This window comes from Polaromonas sp., assembly GCF_049790275.1.
GTDB lineage: Bacteria > Pseudomonadota > Gammaproteobacteria > Burkholderiales > Burkholderiaceae_C > Polaromonas.
The window spans coordinates 1-16,518 of sequence record NZ_JBAQYR010000037.1 but is presented as its reverse complement, the minus strand read 5'-3'; the positions used below and the strand labels follow the sequence as shown (position 1 = coordinate 16,518).

The window sequence follows — 16,518 nt, the reverse complement described above, 5'->3', positions numbered from 1 at the left end:
CTTTTGGCGGTCGGGAAAGACGGCCAGGCAAATGAAAGTCATTCTCATTGAAGACGTATTGTTGCCCAAAAAATCCGGGCCATCCGTCTTTGACGGGAAGACCCTTTTCAAAGTACCCACGACGCATCACCCCATGACCACGACCATCCGACAAGCCGACCTCATCGAATCCGTTGCCGCCGCCCTGCAGTTCATCAGCTACTACCACCCGGCCGACTACATCGCCCACCTGGCACGCGCCTATGAGCGCGAGCAAAGCCCGGCAGCCAAGGACGCGATTGCACAGATCCTGACCAACAGCAAGATGAGCGCCACCGGCCACCGCCCGATCTGCCAGGATACCGGCATCGTCAACGTGTTCCTGAAAGTCGGCATGAATGTCCGGCTTGAAGGGTTCACCGGCAGCCTGGAAGACGCCATCAATGAAGGTGTGCGGCGCGGCTACAACCACCCCGACAACACCCTGCGCGCCAGCGTCGTGGCCGACCCGCAGTTCGACCGAAAGAACACCAAGGACAACACACCGGCAGTGATCTTCACCGAGATCGTTCCCGGCAACACCGTCGACGTGACGGTGGCGGCCAAGGGCGGCGGCTCGGAAAACAAGAGCAAGATGGTCATGCTCAACCCCAGCGACTCGGTGGTGGACTGGGTGCTCAAGACCGTGCCGACCATGGGCGCCGGCTGGTGCCCGCCCGGCATGCTGGGCATAGGCATTGGCGGCACGGCGGAGAAAGCCGTGCTGATGGCCAAGGAAAGCCTGATGGACGACCTGGACATGTACGAACTGCAGGCGAAGTCCTCGTCCGGCGCCAAGCTCACCAAAACCGAAGAGCTGCGCCTGGAACTGTTCGACAAGGTCAACGCCCTGGGCATAGGCGCACAGGGCCTGGGCGGCCTCACCACGGTGCTGGACATCAAGATCAAGATGTACCCCACACACGCGGCCAGCAAACCGGTGGCGATGATTCCGAACTGCGCCGCCACACGCCACGCGCACTTTGTGCTCGACGGCAGCGGCCCGGTTTACCTCGACCCGCCTTCGCTGGACCTCTGGCCCAACGTGAACTGGACACCGGACTACGTGAAAAGCAAGAAGGTCAACCTCGATACCCTGACCAAGGCCGAAGTCGCGAGCTGGAAACCCGGTGACACGTTGCTGCTCAACGGCAAGATGCTGACCGGCCGCGACGCCGCGCACAAGCGCATTGCCGACATGCTGGCCAAAGGCGAAAAGCTGCCGGTGGACTTCACCAACCGCGTGATCTATTACGTGGGCCCGGTGGATCCTGTGGCCGGCGAGGCCGTCGGCCCCGCCGGACCCACCACCGCCACCCGCATGGATGGTTTCACCGAAATGATGCTGGCGCAAACCGGTCTGATCTCCATGATCGGCAAGGCCGAGCGCGGCCCGGTTGCCATCGAAGCCATCAAGAAACACCAGAGTGCTTATCTGATGGCGGTGGGCGGCGCCGCCTACCTGGTCAGCAAGGCCATCAAGCACGCAACAGTCGTTGGTTTCGCCGACCTCGGCATGGAAGCCATCTACGAGTTCGACGTGGTGGACATGCCGGTCACCGTGGCGGTGGATGCGGGTGGCACCAGCGCCCACATCACCGGCCCGGCCGAGTGGCAGAAGAAGATCGCCACGGGCGAATTCAAGGGCATTGCGGTTGCTGCAGGCTGAACGCTCTTCAATCAAGCCGGTGCCGCGGATCTGGCTTTGCCAGTCCGCAGGCGCAGCGGCCCCGGAGCTACACGCAGTGAGCGACCGTGGGGGCCAGTCTTGATAGGCGTATTCGACAGCGGCGTCGGCGGCCTGAGCATTCTCAAAGCGCTGCGCGCCCACCTTCCAGCCGAGGATTTTGTTTATCTGGCCGACGCGGGCTTCGCGCCGTATGGCGAGCGGGGTAATGACTACGTGATCGAACGCACGCGTGTTGTGGTGGATCGCCTGCTACGCGAGCATCAGGTCAAGGCTCTGGTGATTGCCTGCAACACGGCAACCGCTGCCGCCGTCCATCTGGTACGGGCGCAATATCCTGACCTGCCGCTGGTAGGGGTTGAGCCCGCACTCAAGCCCGCAGTCGCACTCAGCAAGACGCGCCGCATTGGCGTGATCGGCACCCGGGGCACCTTGACCAGTGCCAAAGTCCGTACACTGCATGACTCACTGAAAGACCAGGCTGAGTTCATTCTTGTACCTTGCGATGGCCTGGCGGACGCCATACAGAACGACGATGCGGAGCAGATCAAGCAACTGTGTGCCCGGTACATGCAGGCCCTTGGCAGTTTTGGCAGCGAAGAGGGCCAGATCGACACCCTGGTGCTGGGCTGCACGCATTACCCGTTTGCACAGGACCATCTGGCGATCCACACCGGTGAGAAGGTGAAAATGATCGAAACGGGCGAGCCGGTGGCGCGGCAGACGCGCCGCCTGCTGGAAGCAGCGGGACTGCTCAAAGCTGAAGGCGAAGGCAGCGTCACGCTGCTCACCACGGGCTCTCAACAGATACTGGAAACGGCCGCACGCCGCTGGCTGGGCCTTTAGTCGAAGAAGCAGTCGAGCGTGGGGAAGCGATCCCGCTCCTCGATGCAATCCAGTAGGTAGATCGCCAGGCCGAGGTCGCCGGTCCACAAGGAAAAGCGCCACTGGCCGTGCTCGGCCAGCGCGTCCTCGGCCTGCACGATCGAATGCATGGCGAAGGCGCGCGCCCGCTCCAGCCAACGCGTCCCACCAAAGCGCCGGTGCAGCTTGAGAAAGGCATATCCGTTGCCGCCCGTGCCGTGGCACAGATTCGAGCCCTTGCACAATGGCCCGGCCTGCCAGATCGCCTCTCCAGCTGCGAGCAAGGTGTCGTCAAGCGCGGGGCCGGGAAAGCCGGCCAGGCAGATCACGTAGCCTGGTGCGCCATGGCAGTACTGCATCAGCTTGGGGCCGCCGCGCGGGCGCATCAGCTGGTTGCGCCAGTTGGCAAGGCCGTCTTCCCATTCGGCCGCGCGGCTCATGGTGGCGGCGACGCGTTCCTCCCAGGCGCGGGATTGCTCCGGGGCCCATAAGTCGCGGCCTTGCAGCAGCACGGAGGCGGTAGCCGCGAAGCCATGCACGCCATCCAGGTAGGTCGAGGTCTGCCCGTACAGGTCCTGGTCCCAATAGTGGCAGCCCTCCTCCTGCGACCACAGGAGCTGCGAGGCGAGTTTCTCCGCGGTCTGGCGGAACAGGCTTGTCCAGCGCGCTTCGCCGGTGCGGCGCCGCATGAACAGCGCCGCCAGCATCGTGCCGGGTGAGCCCCACATCAGTTCGCGCGCCGGGTGATCGACGGTTGCCTCGACGAGTTCCGCGATCGCGGCGGCCTGCGTTTCATCAGGCTCGATGGCGAACGCCAGCATGCGCAGGCTGGTGTCGCCCATCAGGTAAGCGCCGAAAGCCCCCCGGCCGTGGCCCATCACAGTACGGTTGGGCTCCAGCAGCCGCAGCACCTGCGCGGAATGAAGCGCATTGGCCAGCTTCACGGCTCCCCGCTGCTGCAGGTGATGCAACGCCCAGATCACGCCGCAAGCGCCGCCATACAGCTCGTGGCGCGGTGCCGGGTCGGCGCCGTCCAGCGGGTGGTTGGGCCAGGGTCCGGCGTGGGACTCGGTGGCGCTGGCGATGCGCTCGATCAGGTCGCGAGCCCGCTGCTCGTCCCATCGCACCGCGCGCAGTGGCTCATGCCGCTCGTGCTGCCAAAGCGGCATCAGCCGGCCTGCGCGTCAGCTGCCAGCGCAGCTTCCCGCCCCCGCTGCACATTCACGGGAACCAGCAACACCAAACCCACTGCAAACAGCACGGCTGTGGACAGGATGGCGGTACGCTGGTCACCGCCGGTCATCCAGGTGATGGCGCCATAACTCAGCGGCCCGATGATGCTGGCCAGGCGAACCGCGAAAGTCCATAGGCCGTAAAACTCGGCAAGTTGCCGCCTGGGTGAGAACATGCCGGCCATGGCACGGCCGGCCGACTGGCTGGAACCCATGCACACCCCGGCAATGGCAGCCGCATACCAAAACCCGCCCTTGGTCGTGGTGATGGCGGCGATCACACAGGTGGCGACCCAGCCGACCAGCGTGATGCCCAGTGCCAGCTTGTGGCCGATGCGGTCCTGGAAATAACCAAAGGCAAACGCACCGCCGGCGGCCGCTAAGTTGAGGACAAAAATCAGCACCATGGTTTCCTGCGGCTCAAAGCCGATCACCTGCTCAGCATAAATGGCAGCCAGCGCAATCGCCACGGCCACGCCGCCCTGGTAGAACACGGCGCAGGCCAGCAGCCACATGAAGTCCTTGTAACGCCTGGCCTGGCGAAAGGTCTGGTGCAGCTGGGCAAGAGAAGCTTTCAGGCCTCCCTGCTGCAAGGCCGCCAGGTTGGGTTGAGCCCTTTCCTTCAAAAGACGAAAGGTCACCAGCGACGCCAGCCCGTAAATCACCGCGGTGATCAGCATGGTGACCGGCACAAACTGGTCGGCCGGAATACCGCGGGCCTGGGCCCAGAGCACGTAACCCAAGCAGATGCCCAAGGCCAGCATGCCGCCGAAATAGCCAAAACTCCAGCCCCAGCCGCTGACTTTGCCCAGCGCGGCGGGGCGCGCGAGCTCCGGCAGGAAGGCGGCCGTCAGGGATTCGCCATACGCAAAGAAGGTGTTCGAAAGAATGATCAGCAGCACCGCGAAAGCCAGACTGCCCGGGCCGGCAAGAGCCAGCGCGGCAGTCGTAACCACGCACCCCATGGTGGCCAGCATCAGCAGCCGTTTCTTGGCCGCGCGCAGGTCGGCATAGGCACCGATGCTCGGCATGGTGAGCATGACAATCGCATAGGACACACTGAGCGCCGCCGTCCATGCAAACGTGGCCCATTCCGCCTTCTGGGCAATGCCGCCCACGAAATAAGCGGCAAACACCGCGGTGATCACAACGGTGGTGTAGCCCGAATTGGCAAAGTCGTACATGGCCCAGCCGAACACTTCACACTTGCGCACACCGGGGTTGAGGGCATCCTGGGAGAAAAGGGCCATGGCTGAGCTCCTGAAGAGGAGCCAAGCATAGTCCATGGCCCTGGGAAGGATGGGAGCGAAGAAAATAGCTATATTTTTAATAGCTGCCTGCGCCCGATCCATAAGGGCTCAAGCCATAAAACACCTTCAATCTCCGGCGGCAATGCCTGTTTCTGGAAAACGGCCGGGCTCAAGCGGGAACCTCGGGTGGCGAGGCGCTGCGAATCAGGCCCAGGTTGGCCTTGAGCATGTCGAACACCTGGCGCGTCAGCGGATTGATCACGTTCCTGCGGATGAACAGGTGGTAGGCCACATCGGGCAGGCGCGGCAAGCCGTCGTTTTCACCAAGCACACGCAGGTCGGCACCCACCAGCTCGACGCCGCGCGCCGTCACGCCCAGTCCCGCACGCAATGCCGCCTTGATGCCAATCAGGCTGGATGAGGTGTAGTTGGGTGACCAGGGGATACCCGCCCCGTCGAGGGCTTCCTGCGCCAGCCGGCGAAACAGGCTGGGTCCGTCGGCCAGCACCAGCGGAACCGGCTTGGTCCGGTCGAACACATAGCTGGCCGAGCACAACCATACCGTGGGCGAGGTGCGCAGGACCACCCCCTCAAGCGCAGATTCATTGCGGTTGGAGATGGTCATGTCGATCTCGCCGCGCTTGAGCGACTCCATCAGGAAAGGGCTGCGCCCGACGTGAATGTCGAGCTGCAGCAAGGGTGAGGCACGCGCCACCTGCGCCAGCAGGGGCGGCAGCATGGTGTCGGCCACATCGTGTGGCGCGCCTATGCGCAGCACGCCTTCAAGGTTGCCCTGCCGCAGGCTGCGCATGGCCTCGTCGTTGATGGACAGCAGGTGGCGCGCGTAGTCCAGCAGCTTCAGGCCGTGCGGCGTCAGGCGCTTGTGGCGCCCCTGCTTGCTGAACAGCGGGTGGCCGATCTGGTCTTCCAGGCGCTGCATCTGCTGCGTCACCGCCGATTGCGTTTTGCCCAAGTGCACCGCCGCGCCGGCAAAACTCTCCTGCTCCTGAATGGCCACCAGGGACCGCAGCAGCTCAAGATCAAGTGTATTCATACATAACAAATCCTAATGTATTTATCTCTGTTTCCATGTTGTTTGAAAAAGCAGGCCTGATTACATTGGCTCTGATACCAGTGACTTTACTCAGGAAAACATCTCATGGACATCCCAGCAGCACGCAGCCACGCCGTAGGCGACAGCATCAGACGCATTAAAAAAATAGCTGAAAGTGGCGATCTCACGCGCCGGTCACTGGCCGACATCCTGGCGGTCGTGAACCAGCTGGCTGCACAGAAGGAGTTGTGGAGTGCCGCCGATTTCGCCGCGCCGGAGGGCGGCGAGCTGCAGGCCCGCTACCTGATCACCGAAGACACCGACCAGAGCTTTGCGCTCTACCTGAACGTGATGCGACCCGGCAAGCGCATCGTGCCGCACAACCACACCACCTGGGCCTGCATCAGCGCGGTGGAAGGCTCCGAACTCAACCGCGTGTACGAGCGCCTGGACGACGGTTCGGTGCCGGGCAAGGCGCAGCTCAAGGAAATCGCTGCCGTGGTGGTGGAGCCGGGCACAGGCATCGCGTTGATGCCGGACGACATCCACTCGGTCGAGATTCCCGCCGGACAGGTCATCCGCCACCTGCACATGTATGGCCGCGCTCTGGAAACCCTGAACACGCGCACCGGCTACGACACGGAAAAAGGCACCTGCGAAACCATGTCCATCGGCGTCCAGACGCGCCGCTGATGCCTTCGCCTGATCTTCATCCCACCCCTCTTCGGATTCCCATGACGCGTTTTGTAGAAGCGGCCACGCTGAAATCGTGGCTGCATGACGGCCAGGAAATTGCGCTGTTTGATGTGCGTGAACACGGCCAGTACGGCCAGGCGCATTTGTTTTACGGCATCACCCTGCCCTACAGCCGGCTTGAGCTGGACGTGCTGCGCCTGGCGCCGCGCAAACACGTCCGGCTGGTGGTCTATGACGATGGCCAGGATGTGGCACCCCGCGCCGCGCGCCGGCTGGCCGCGCTGGGTTACACCGACGTGTTTGTGCTGAAGGACGGCACGGCCGGCTGGCAAGCTGCCGGTTTCCCGCTGTTTGCGGGCGTCAACGTGCCGTCCAAGACCTTTGGCGAACTGGTCGAACAGGTCTACCACACGCCCCGCGTCAGTGCGACCGAACTGGCAGCCATGCTGGCCAAGCGGGAAGACCTTGTCGTGCTGGATGGCAGGCCGTTTTCGGAGTTCCAGAAGATGAACATTCCGACAGCGACCAGTTGTCCGAATGGCGAGCTGGCCCTGCGCATCCGCGCGCTGGTGCCCGGCGAGCAAACCCGCATCGTGGTCAATTGCGCAGGGCGCACGCGCAGCATCCTGGGCGCGCAGACGCTGATCAACCTCGGCTTGCCCAACCCGGTCTTCGCCCTGGAAAACGGCACCCAGGGCTGGTACCTGGCCGACCTGGAACTCGAACACGGCAGCCAGCGCCGTTATGGCGAGCCGGCTGAACCGGCCGGCATGCGCGCCGCAGCGCAGGCGCTGGCCCGGCGTTTCGAGGTGCCGGTGGTCAACGCGGCAACCGTGCGCGAGTGGGTCAGCGATGCGCAGCGCACACTCTTCCTGTGCGATGTCCGCACGCCCGAGGAATATGCCCGCGGCAGCCTGCCGGGCGCCCAGCACACGCCAGGCGGCCAGCTGATCCAGGCCAACGACCAATACGTGGGTGTGCGCCAGGCCCGGCTGGTGCTGTTCGATTCCGACGGCATCCGCGCGCTCACCGTCGCCAGCTGGCTGCGCCAGATGGGCCACGATGCCAGCGTGCTGGACCGGGGCCTGGACAGCGGCCTGGCCTTGCCTGAACCGCAACCGGTGGCCCTGCCTGCACTGCCTGCCGTCAACGCCAGCGTCCTCGCGTTCGGCCTGGCCAGCGACTCCGTGGTCGCGCTGGACCTGCGCCCCAGCATGCAATTTCGCCAGGGCCATATCGCGGGTGCACACTGGTCCATCCGGCCACACCTGGCCAGCCTGCTCGCGGGCGAACGCCGCCCGGTTGTGTTGATCGCCGACGATCCGGCCGTGGCCGCCTGCGCCGCCATCGACCTGCATGAACTGGGCCTGTCGGCCAGCCTGCTGGAAGGAAACCCTTCCACCTGGCACAACGCCGGCTTGGCGCTGCAGGGCCAGGGCGAGCTGCCCGCGAACAAGGACTGCATTGACTTCCTGTTCTTTGTGCATGACCGGCATGACGGCAACAAGGAAGCCGCGCGCCAGTACCTGGCCTGGGAAGTCAACCTGATTGCGCAGCTGGACGAACGCGAGTTGGGCGCCTACCGCCTGCCGCCTTCGCCCCGGCCGTCCCCCTTGAGCCCCTAGTCACGCCCGTCCGTCCTTTTTTTTTCATCCAGGAGTTGCCATGTTTGCCAAGTTGAAATTCACTGTTGCCTCATTCTGCTGGGCTGTGTTTGCCCTGCCCGGCGCTTCGGCCCAGCCGATGCCGCAGGTCGGCGGTTTCCCCAACCAGACCATCAAGTTCGTTTCGCCCTTTCCGGCCGGTGGCGGCAATGACGGCACCACGCGCCTGGTGACCAGCCGCCTGTCCGAAATCACGGGCCAGAGCGCCGTGGTGGACAACCGCGGCGGCGCCGGCGGCAACATTGGCGCCAAGGCGGTGGCCGACGCCAAGCCGGACGGCTATACCGTACTGACCGGACAGGTCTCGCTAATGGCGGTCAACCCCACGTTGTATGCGTCACCGGGTTTTGATCCGCTCAGGAATTTCATACCCATCACCCAGATCAACGCAGCACCCCTGGTGCTGGTCGTGGCCGGCAACTCCGCACTGAAAAGTTTTGCCGACCTGGCAGCGAGCATCAAGAGCCAACCGGGCCGCGTCACCTACGCCACGCCGGGCAACGGTACCCTCTCGCATCTGGTCGGTGTGGTGCTGGAGAAAGACAGCGCGCTGAACATGACCCACGTGCCCTACAAAGGCGCCGCGCCCGCCATCACGGACCTGCTCGGCGGCCAGGTGGACCTGCTGATCACCTCCACTTCCTCGGTGTCCAGCTTCATCCAGAACGGCAAGATGCGTGCCCTGGCCGTCACCAGCCCGCGCCGCATCGGTGTGTTTGCGAAAGTCCCGACGCTGGAAGAGCTCGGCTACCGCAACTCGACCTTTGAAGACTGGTACGGATTTTTTGCACCCGCCGGCACGCCGCCCGAGCGCGTCGCCTACCTGCATGACAGCATCGTGCGTTCGCTGAAGACGCCGGAAGTCAACAAGCTGATCACCGACGGCGGCAGTGAAGTGGTGGGGAATACCTCCACCGCCTTTGCCGCCCAGCTCAAGGAAGACATCGCCCGCTGGTCCCGCGTGGTCAAGCTCTCGGGCGCCAAGCTCGACTGATGCGCCACCCCGCCGCAGCGCTCTCACCATGACCACTCCATCGCCTCCACCCGCTGCGCCATTGACCCGGCTGGTCCACGCCGGCAAACACCCTGCCTTCGACGGGGGAAGCCCGGTCAATCCGCCCGTCGTGCGTGCCAGCACCGTGTTGTTTGACAGCGTGGCGCAGCAGCGCGAGATGCGTGAAAGGCGCGGCGATGAACGTCTGTTCACTTACGGAGCGCGCGGCAACCCGACCAGCTTCGCGCTCGAAGACCTGGTCAGCGAACTCGAGGGCGGGTACCGCACGCGGCTGTTCCCCACTGGCCTGGCCGCCATTGCCATGACCCTGCTGTCCTACCTGAAGCCAGGTGACCATGTGCTGATGTCGGACAGCGTGTACGAGCCGGCCCGCAAGCTGGCTGATTCGTTTCTGGCGCCCTACAACATCCGCTGCACTTTTTTTGCCGCCGATGGCAGCGACGTAGAAGAAAAAATCGAGGCCGGCACGCGCCTGATTTATGCGGAATGCCCGGGCTCGCTGATCTATGAAATGTGCGACCTGCCGCGCCTGGCCAAACTGGCCCGTGCGCGTGGCCTGCTGCTGGTGGCCGACAACACCTGGGGCTCCGGCTGCCAGTACCGTCCGCTGGCGCTGGGCGCCGACGTCTCCATCATGGCCGCCACCAAATACCTGTCCGGCCATTCCGACGTGATGATGGGCACCGTCGTCACCACCAAAGAAGCCTGGCCGGCGCTGGCCGAACGCAGCGACGCCTTCGGCATGACAGTCAGTCCCGACGACGCCTACCTCGTGCTGCGCGGCGCACGCAGCCTGGCCGCACGCCTGGCCATGCACGAGAGCCATGGCCTGCAGGTGGCGCACTGGCTTCAATTGCGCAATGAGGTGGCGACTGTGTTTTGCCCCGCCCTCCCCGATCACCCGGGCCACGCCCTGTGGCAAAGAGACTGCAAGGGAAGCAATGGCCTGGTTTCCTTTGAGCTGCAACCCGGCTTCAACCAGGACGCTGCCGAGCGGCTGATCGACCGCCTGCAGCTGTTCGGCATAGGCGCCTCCTGGGGCGGTTATGAAAGCCTGGTCACGCTGGCCGACATGCGCCGTGCCCGCAGCGTGGCCGACTGGTCGGCCCGGGGCCAGATGATCCGGCTGCACGTCGGCCTGGAAGATCCGGCGGACCTGCTGGCCGATCTGGCGCAGGGGTTTGCCGCGCTGGCCGCCTGAGCTTCTTCCTTTTCCTTCCTTCCCCTCTTCTTTTCCCTTCAAGGTTTTCACAACCATGCTCAGCCATGCGCGCCCCTGGATACGCCACACCCGCAGCCTATGGCCCGGCCTGGCACTGCCCCTGCTCATCATGCTGGGCGCAACCTTCCTTTCCGAACACTATGGCGGGCCGCAACTGCTTTACGCCCTGCTGTTCGGGCTGGCTTTTCACTTTCTGCACGAGGATGCACGCTGCCGGCCTGGCATCGAGTTCTGCGCCAAAACCCTGCTGCGCATCGGTGTGGCGTTGCTGGGCGCGCGCATCACGCTGGCACAAATCGGGCAACTCGGCATCGGCCCGCTGGCCACGGCGGCGCTGGGCATGGTCAGCACCATCGCGCTGGGCGCCTGGCTGGCGCGGCGCCTGGGCCTGAAGACCGACTTCGGCCTGCTTTGCGGCGCAGCCGTGTCCATTTGCGGCGCATCGGCCGCACTGGCGGTATCCGCCGTCATGCCAAAGAGCAAGGAGACCGAGCGCCACACACTGCTGACCGTGGTCGGCGTAACCGGGTTGTCCACCCTGGCAATGCTTGTCTATCCGCTGCTGGTCAAATTTCTGCGGCTCAGTGACACCGGCGCCGGCATCTTCCTGGGCGGCACCATCCATGACGTGGCGCAGGTTGTCGGTGCCGGCCTGATGATTTCGCATGAAGCGGGCGACGTCGCCGTGATCGTCAAACTCTTTCGCGTCATGCTGCTGGTGCCCGTGGTCGCCGTGCTGGCCTGGTACTGGCGGCAGCGCAGCAGCAGCGCGTCTGCAAGCGCCAGCCGGCAGGCGCCGCTGCTGCCCTTTTTTCTCATCGCTTTCATGGTTCTCGTGCTGCTCAACAGCCTGGGAGCCATCCGGCCCGGGTTCACGGAAAGCCTGGGCCAGGTGTCCCGCGTCTGCCTGGTGGTTGCCATTTCAGCGCTGGGCATCAAGACCTCGTTCGAAGACCTGGTGAAACTGGGCTGGCGCCCGATGGCGCTGATGCTGGCCGAAACACTGTGGCTGGCCGCCGCCTTTGTGCTCTACCTGTGCGTCTTTGCGCGCTAGCCAGGCTTGTTGCCCGAAATTTTAAAGGAAATCGGCCGCAACCCCTTTACCAACGGGCGCACTCAGCTATATTTATAATAGCACCAACACTGATGGCACGCCGCCGTGCTTCAGGGCGTGGCCGTCGCGGCAGGCTCTTTCCAGCCGCCACCCAGGGTTTTGTACAGCGTGATCTGGTTCTGCAGCTGCAGCAGCCGGGTTTGCACCACGGCCTGGCGCGCGGTGAACAGCGAGCGCTGTGCGTCGAGCAAATCGAGCTGGCTGGCAATGCCGTTCTGGTAGCGCAGGTCCGACAGCTTGAAGCGGGTGGCTTCGGCATTGGCCTGGGCCTGCTGTGCACGCAGTTGCTCTCCGAGCGTGGCACGGCCCGCGAGGGCATCGGCCACTTCGCGGAACGCGGTTTGAATCGCTTTTTCGTACTGCGCCACGGCAATGTCGCGCCCGGCATTGGCCGAGTCGAGCCCCGCCCGGTTGCGGCCGGCATCGAACAGCGGCAAAAACAGCTGCGGCGCCAGGGTCCAGCCGTAGGTGCCGCTTTCGAACAGGCCCGACAGGTGGTTGCTGACACTGCCGGCCGACGCCGTCAGCGAGATGCGTGGAAAAAACGCAGCGCGCGCCGCGCCGATGTTGGCGTTCGCAGCCAGCAGTTGCTGCTCGGCCTGGCGGATGTCCGGGCGCTTGATGAGCAGGTCCGAGGGCAGGCCAGCGGGCACATCCACCATCAGCGGCGCATCGGCCAGCGCCTGCCCCGCCGGCAACGCGGCTGCCAGTTCACCGGTCAACGGCTGGCCCAGCAAGAGGGTCAGCAGGTTTTCATCAAGTGCGCGCTGACGTTGCAGTTGCGCCAGGCTCACGCGCGCAGCTTCTGTCAGCGACTCGGCCTGGCGCAGGTCCAGCTCGGAGGTGGCCCCGTTGTCAAAACGCAGCTGGCTCAGCTTGAAAGACTCTTCACGCGTGGCCAGGGTCTGCTGCGTGATCGTCAGGAGCTCTTCGTCGGCGAGCAGGCTCAGGTAAGTGGTGGCCACCGCCGCAATCAGGCTGATCTGCGTGGTCTTGCGCCCTTCCTCGGTGGCCAGGTATTGCGCCAGTGCGGCGTCCTTGAGGCTGGCCACCCGGCCAAAAAAGTCGATCTCGTAGGACGTCATCGCCAGGCCGGCGGTGTAGACACTGGAGATGCTGCCATTGCCGTTGGCATTGGGTTGGCGCGAGCCGGTGGCCGCCAGGCCCACGGTGGGAAACTGGTCGGCGCGCTGGATCCGGAACTGCGCCCTGGCCTGCTCGATGTTGAGCACCGCGATGCGCAGGTCGCGGTTATTGCGCAGCGCCGCCTCGATCAGTTGCCGCAGCTTGGGATCGCTGAAAAAACTTTGCCACTCGATGTCGGCCGCTGCCGTGGTTTGCACCGCTGCCGACGGTGTTGCCGGGGCAACTGCCAGCGAGCGCGCCAGGCGCAGGCCCGGCCAGTCGGTGGCGACGGGCGCTTCCGGCCGTTCATATTTGGGTGCCATGGAGCAGCCTGCCGCCAGCGCTGCCGCGCCCAGCGCCAGGAGCCGCAGCAGCCGGGCCTTACTCATGGGTTTTCGCTTCATTTCCGTCTCCGTCAAAACCTGCCGCCCTGGCATGGTCGGAATACATTTTTCTTTGCCGCTCGCTGCCCTTGAACAGGCTGCGCACCACCACAAAAAACACAGGCACAAAAATCACGGCCAGCGCGGTCCCGGTGACCATGCCGCCGATCACGCCGGTGCCGATGGCGCGCTGGCTGGCCGAGCCGGCGCCGGTGGCCAGCGCGAGCGGCAGCACACCCATCATGAAGGCCAGCGAGGTCATCACGATGGGGCGGAAACGCAGGTGGGCTGCGGCCAGCGCCGATTCGATCGCACTCTTGCCCTGGGCCTCCAGGTCTTTCGCAAACTCGATGATCAGGATCGCGTTTTTTGCCGACAGGCCGATGATGGTGATCAGTCCCACCTGGAAATACACGTCGTTCGAATATGCGCGCAGCAGCGTGGCCAGCAGCACACCCAGCACACCTAGCGGCACCACCATGATCACGGCCATTGGAATGGTCCAGCTCTCATAAAGAGCTGCGAGGCACAGGAACACCGCCAGGATGGCAAAGCCGTAAAGAACCAGCGCCTGCGAGCCGGCAAGTTTTTCCTCGCGCGACTGGCCGGTCCACTCGAAGCCAAAACCGGCGGGCAGCTGCGCTGCCAGCTTTTCCATTTCGGCCATCGCGGCGCCCGAGCTGTAGCCCGGCGCTGCCGAACCCGAAATGCGCATGGCGGGATAACCGTTGTAGCGGATGGTCTGCTGCGCGCCCGTCACCCAGCGTGTACTCGCAAAGGCCGACAGCGGCACCGGCCGTCCCAGGCTGTTGCTTGCATTGAGCTGCAGCAGGTCATCGGGCTGCATGCGCGCCGGCGCGTCGGCCTGCACCACCACGCGCTGCAGACGCCCCTGGTTGGGGAAGTCGTTCACGTAGCTGGAGCCCAGCGCCGTGGACAGCGTGGTGTTGATCGCATCGAAAGACACACCCAGCGCATTGGCCTTGTCGCGGTCAATGTCGATCTGCAGTTGCGGACCATCCTCCAGGCCATCCGGCCGCACCTGCGCGAGCACCGGGCTCTTGCCCGCCATGCCCAGCAGCTGGTTGCGCGCATTGACCAGCGCCTCGTGGCCGGCACCGCCCCGGTCCTGCAGGCGGAAGGTAAAGCCGCTGGCCGTCCCCAGTTCGGGAATCGGCGGCGGGCTGAGCGGAAAGATGAAGGCGTCGCGGATACCGGACAGCGCACCAAAGGCCCGGCCGGCCACGGCTTCGGCGGATTGCCCTTTGCCTTCCCGTTCGGACCAGTCCTTGAGCGTCACGAAAGCCAGCGCCGCATTCTGGCCTTGGCCGGAAAAGCTGAAGCCCAGCACGCCGACCATGCTCTGCACTTCGGGCTGCTTGAGGATGTAGCCCTCAACCTGCTGCATGACCGCCAGGGTGCGTTCCTGCGTGGCGCCGGGCGGCAACTGCACATTGACCAGTATGTTGCCCTGGTCTTCGCCGGGCAGAAAGGAAGTGGGCAAACGGGTGTAGACCACCGCAACGGCGGCGATGATGGCCACATAGATGATCAGGTAACGCGCCGCGCGCCTGAGCACGCGGGCAACAATGCTTTCATATCCTTTGGCGGTGCGCGAAAAACTGCGGTTGAACCAGCCGAAGAAACCGCGCTTTTCGTGATGGTGGCCCGCTTCCACCGGCTTGAGCAGTGTGGCGCACAGGGCCGGAGTGAGGGACAGCGCCATGAAGGCGGAAAAACCGATGGACGCCACCATCACTGCCGAGAACTGGCGGTAGATGTTGCCGGTCGAACCGGCGAAAAAAGCCAGCGGGACAAACACCGAGATCAGCACCACGGTCACGCCGATGATGGCGCCCGAAATCTGCTTCATCGCCTTGCGTGTCGCTTCGAGTGGCGGCAGCCCCTCCTCGCTCATGATGCGCTCGACGTTTTCAACGACCACGATGGCGTCGTCCACCACAATGCCGATGACCAGCACCATGCCGAACATGGTGAGCACGTTGATCGAAAAACCGAGCGCCAGCAACGTCCCGAAGGTACCCAGCAGCGCAATTGGCACCACGACGGTCGGAATGACGGTGTAGCGCCAGTTCTGCAGGAACAGGAACATCACGAGAAACACCAGCGCGACGGCCTCGAACAGCGTCACAGCCACCTGCGAGATGGATATCTGTACAAAACGCGAGCTGTCGTAGGGAATCGTCCAGCTCACACCCTGCGGGAAATAACGCTCGAGCTCCGCCATCTTCCGGCGCACCGCCTTGGCCGAAGCCAGTGCATTGCCGCTAGGCGACAGCTGCACACCGATACCGACCGCCGGCTGGCCGTTGAGCCGCGCCGAAGTTGCATAGGCCTGGCCGCCAAGTTCGATACGCGCCACGTCCTTGAGCCGCACGGCGGAACCGTCGGTGTTGGCGCGCAGGACAATATTGCCGAACTGCTCAACATTGGCGAGCTGGCCATTCACCACCACCGTGGCCGCCGTGCCCTGGCCCGCAACGTTCGGCAGGTCACCAATCGTGCCCGACGACACCTGCGCGTTCTGGGCGCGAATGGCGGCGGTGACCTCGCTGGACGACAGGCTGAAGCCGGCCAGCTTCGCCGGATCGATCCAGACGCGCATGGCCCGTTCGGAGCCGAACAGCTGTGCCTGGCCGATGCCGGGCAAGCGCTGCAATTCAGGCACCACGGTGCGGGACGCGTAGTCGCCCAGTCCTATGGGGTCTATAGCCGGGTTGCTTGAGGACAGCATGGTGAACAGCAGGAAGTTCGAGCGCGACTTGTCAACCCGGACACCTTGCTGCGTCACCGCCTGCGGCAGCCGCGGCGAGGCGCGTGAAAGGCGGTTCTGCACATCCACCTGCGCCAGGTCGGCGTTGGTGCCCGGCTCGAAACTGATGGTGATGGTGCCGGTACCGTTGGCCTGCGCCACCGACTCCATGTAGATCAGGCCGGGCGAGCCGTTCATCTCGCGCTCGATCACGGAGAGCACGCTATCTTCCAGCGTCTGGGCCGACGCGCCGGGATAGGCCACGTTGATGACGATGGCGGGGGGTGCCACCGGCGGGTACTGCGAAATCGGCAACTGGGTGATGGCCACACTGCCCATCACGATGATGAAGAGCGCAATCACCCAGGCAAAAATCGGCCGATCAATGAAAAACTTGGCCATGCGGTGCGCTCCTTATTTC

12 protein-coding genes are annotated in these 16,518 nt (G+C 64.3%); 7 read left to right on the top strand and 5 right to left on the bottom strand.

Features of this window, described 5'->3' with window-relative positions; genetic code table 11:
- The first annotated feature begins 133 nt into the window (after positions 1-133).
- Together WA904_RS04575 and murI are read left to right on the top strand one after the other, a co-directional pair.
- Entirely contained in the window at positions 134-1,687 is a 1,554-nt protein-coding gene (locus WA904_RS04575; RefSeq protein ID WP_425195944.1) for a fumarate hydratase, read from the top strand.
- A 99-nt stretch (positions 1,688-1,786) separates the two neighbouring features.
- A complete protein-coding gene (gene murI / locus WA904_RS04570) occupies positions 1,787-2,551 on the top strand; it encodes a glutamate racemase (protein WP_425195943.1) in 765 nt (254 codons plus the stop codon).
- Here murI and WA904_RS04565 read toward each other — a convergent pair.
- The 3 genes from WA904_RS04565 to WA904_RS04555 all read right to left on the bottom strand — a co-directional run bounded on the left by WA904_RS04565 (position 2,548) and on the right by WA904_RS04555 (position 6,105).
- Positions 2,548-3,696 (bottom strand): lanthionine synthetase C family protein, encoded by a 1,149-nt coding sequence (locus WA904_RS04565; RefSeq protein ID WP_425195942.1) that lies wholly within the window; start codon positions 3,694-3,696, stop codon positions 2,548-2,550. The genes murI and WA904_RS04565 overlap by 4 nt on opposite strands.
- A 41-nt stretch (positions 3,697-3,737) precedes the next feature.
- Complete coding sequence (locus tag WA904_RS04560) at positions 3,738-5,051, bottom strand: MFS transporter (RefSeq protein WP_425195941.1); 1,314 nt, start codon at positions 5,049-5,051, stop codon at positions 3,738-3,740.
- Between the two features lie 169 nt (positions 5,052-5,220).
- A complete protein-coding gene (locus tag WA904_RS04555) occupies positions 5,221-6,105 on the bottom strand; it encodes a LysR substrate-binding domain-containing protein (protein WP_425195940.1) in 885 nt (294 codons plus the stop codon).
- 105 nt (positions 6,106-6,210) lie between these two features.
- On the opposite strand from WA904_RS04555, the gene WA904_RS04550 reads away from it, so the two are divergent.
- The 5 genes from WA904_RS04550 to WA904_RS04530 are packed head-to-tail and all read left to right on the top strand — an operon-like array spanning position 6,211 to position 11,756.
- Positions 6,211-6,798: a hypothetical protein gene (locus WA904_RS04550; RefSeq protein ID WP_425195939.1), complete on the top strand. Its 588-nt coding sequence runs from the start codon at positions 6,211-6,213 to the stop codon at positions 6,796-6,798.
- A gap of 41 nt (positions 6,799-6,839) precedes the next feature.
- Positions 6,840-8,426 (top strand): rhodanese-like domain-containing protein, encoded by a 1,587-nt coding sequence (locus WA904_RS04545; RefSeq protein WP_425195938.1) that lies wholly within the window; start codon positions 6,840-6,842, stop codon positions 8,424-8,426.
- A 40-nt stretch (positions 8,427-8,466) separates the two neighbouring features.
- Positions 8,467-9,459 (top strand): Bug family tripartite tricarboxylate transporter substrate binding protein, encoded by a 993-nt coding sequence (locus tag WA904_RS04540; protein ID WP_425195937.1) that lies wholly within the window; start codon positions 8,467-8,469, stop codon positions 9,457-9,459.
- A gap of 28 nt (positions 9,460-9,487) precedes the next feature.
- Positions 9,488-10,681, top strand: coding sequence for a cystathionine beta-lyase (gene metC, locus WA904_RS04535; protein ID WP_425195936.1), 1,194 nt, complete (start codon positions 9,488-9,490; stop codon positions 10,679-10,681).
- 55 nt (positions 10,682-10,736) lie between these two features.
- The gene (locus WA904_RS04530) at positions 10,737-11,756 is read left to right on the top strand and encodes a YeiH family protein (RefSeq protein WP_425195935.1); all 1,020 of its coding nucleotides are present in this window, start codon (positions 10,737-10,739) and stop codon (positions 11,754-11,756) included.
- A 110-nt stretch (positions 11,757-11,866) separates the two neighbouring features.
- Here the strand turns inward: WA904_RS04530 and WA904_RS04525 are convergent, their stop codons facing one another.
- Entirely contained in the window at positions 11,867-13,345 is a 1,479-nt protein-coding gene (locus WA904_RS04525) for an efflux transporter outer membrane subunit (protein ID WP_425195934.1), read from the bottom strand.
- Positions 13,323-16,499 carry an efflux RND transporter permease subunit gene (locus WA904_RS04520; RefSeq protein ID WP_425195933.1) on the bottom strand — a complete coding sequence of 1,059 codons (3,177 nt, stop codon included), beginning with the start codon at positions 16,497-16,499 and terminating at the stop codon, positions 13,323-13,325. Before WA904_RS04520 ends, WA904_RS04525 begins: the two co-directional genes overlap by 23 nt.
- Positions 16,500-16,518 lie beyond the last annotated feature (19 nt).

Coding starts and splice junctions, on each gene's coding strand:
- WA904_RS04575 (WP_425195944.1), top strand. CDS start 134: ATGACCACGACCATCCGACAAGCCGACCTCATCGAATCCGTTGCCGCC.
- WA904_RS04560 (WP_425195941.1), bottom strand. CDS start 5,051: ATGGCCCTTTTCTCCCAGGATGCCCTCAACCCCGGTGTGCGCAAGTGT.
- WA904_RS04555 (WP_425195940.1), bottom strand. CDS start 6,105: ATGAATACACTTGATCTTGAGCTGCTGCGGTCCCTGGTGGCCATTCAG.
- WA904_RS04550 (WP_425195939.1), top strand. CDS start 6,211: ATGGACATCCCAGCAGCACGCAGCCACGCCGTAGGCGACAGCATCAGA.
- WA904_RS04545 (WP_425195938.1), top strand. CDS start 6,840: ATGACGCGTTTTGTAGAAGCGGCCACGCTGAAATCGTGGCTGCATGAC.
- WA904_RS04540 (WP_425195937.1), top strand. CDS start 8,467: ATGTTTGCCAAGTTGAAATTCACTGTTGCCTCATTCTGCTGGGCTGTG.
- metC (WP_425195936.1), top strand. CDS start 9,488: ATGACCACTCCATCGCCTCCACCCGCTGCGCCATTGACCCGGCTGGTC.
- WA904_RS04530 (WP_425195935.1), top strand. CDS start 10,737: ATGCTCAGCCATGCGCGCCCCTGGATACGCCACACCCGCAGCCTATGG.
- WA904_RS04525 (WP_425195934.1), bottom strand. CDS start 13,345: ATGAAGCGAAAACCCATGAGTAAGGCCCGGCTGCTGCGGCTCCTGGCG.
- WA904_RS04520 (WP_425195933.1), bottom strand. CDS start 16,499: ATGGCCAAGTTTTTCATTGATCGGCCGATTTTTGCCTGGGTGATTGCG.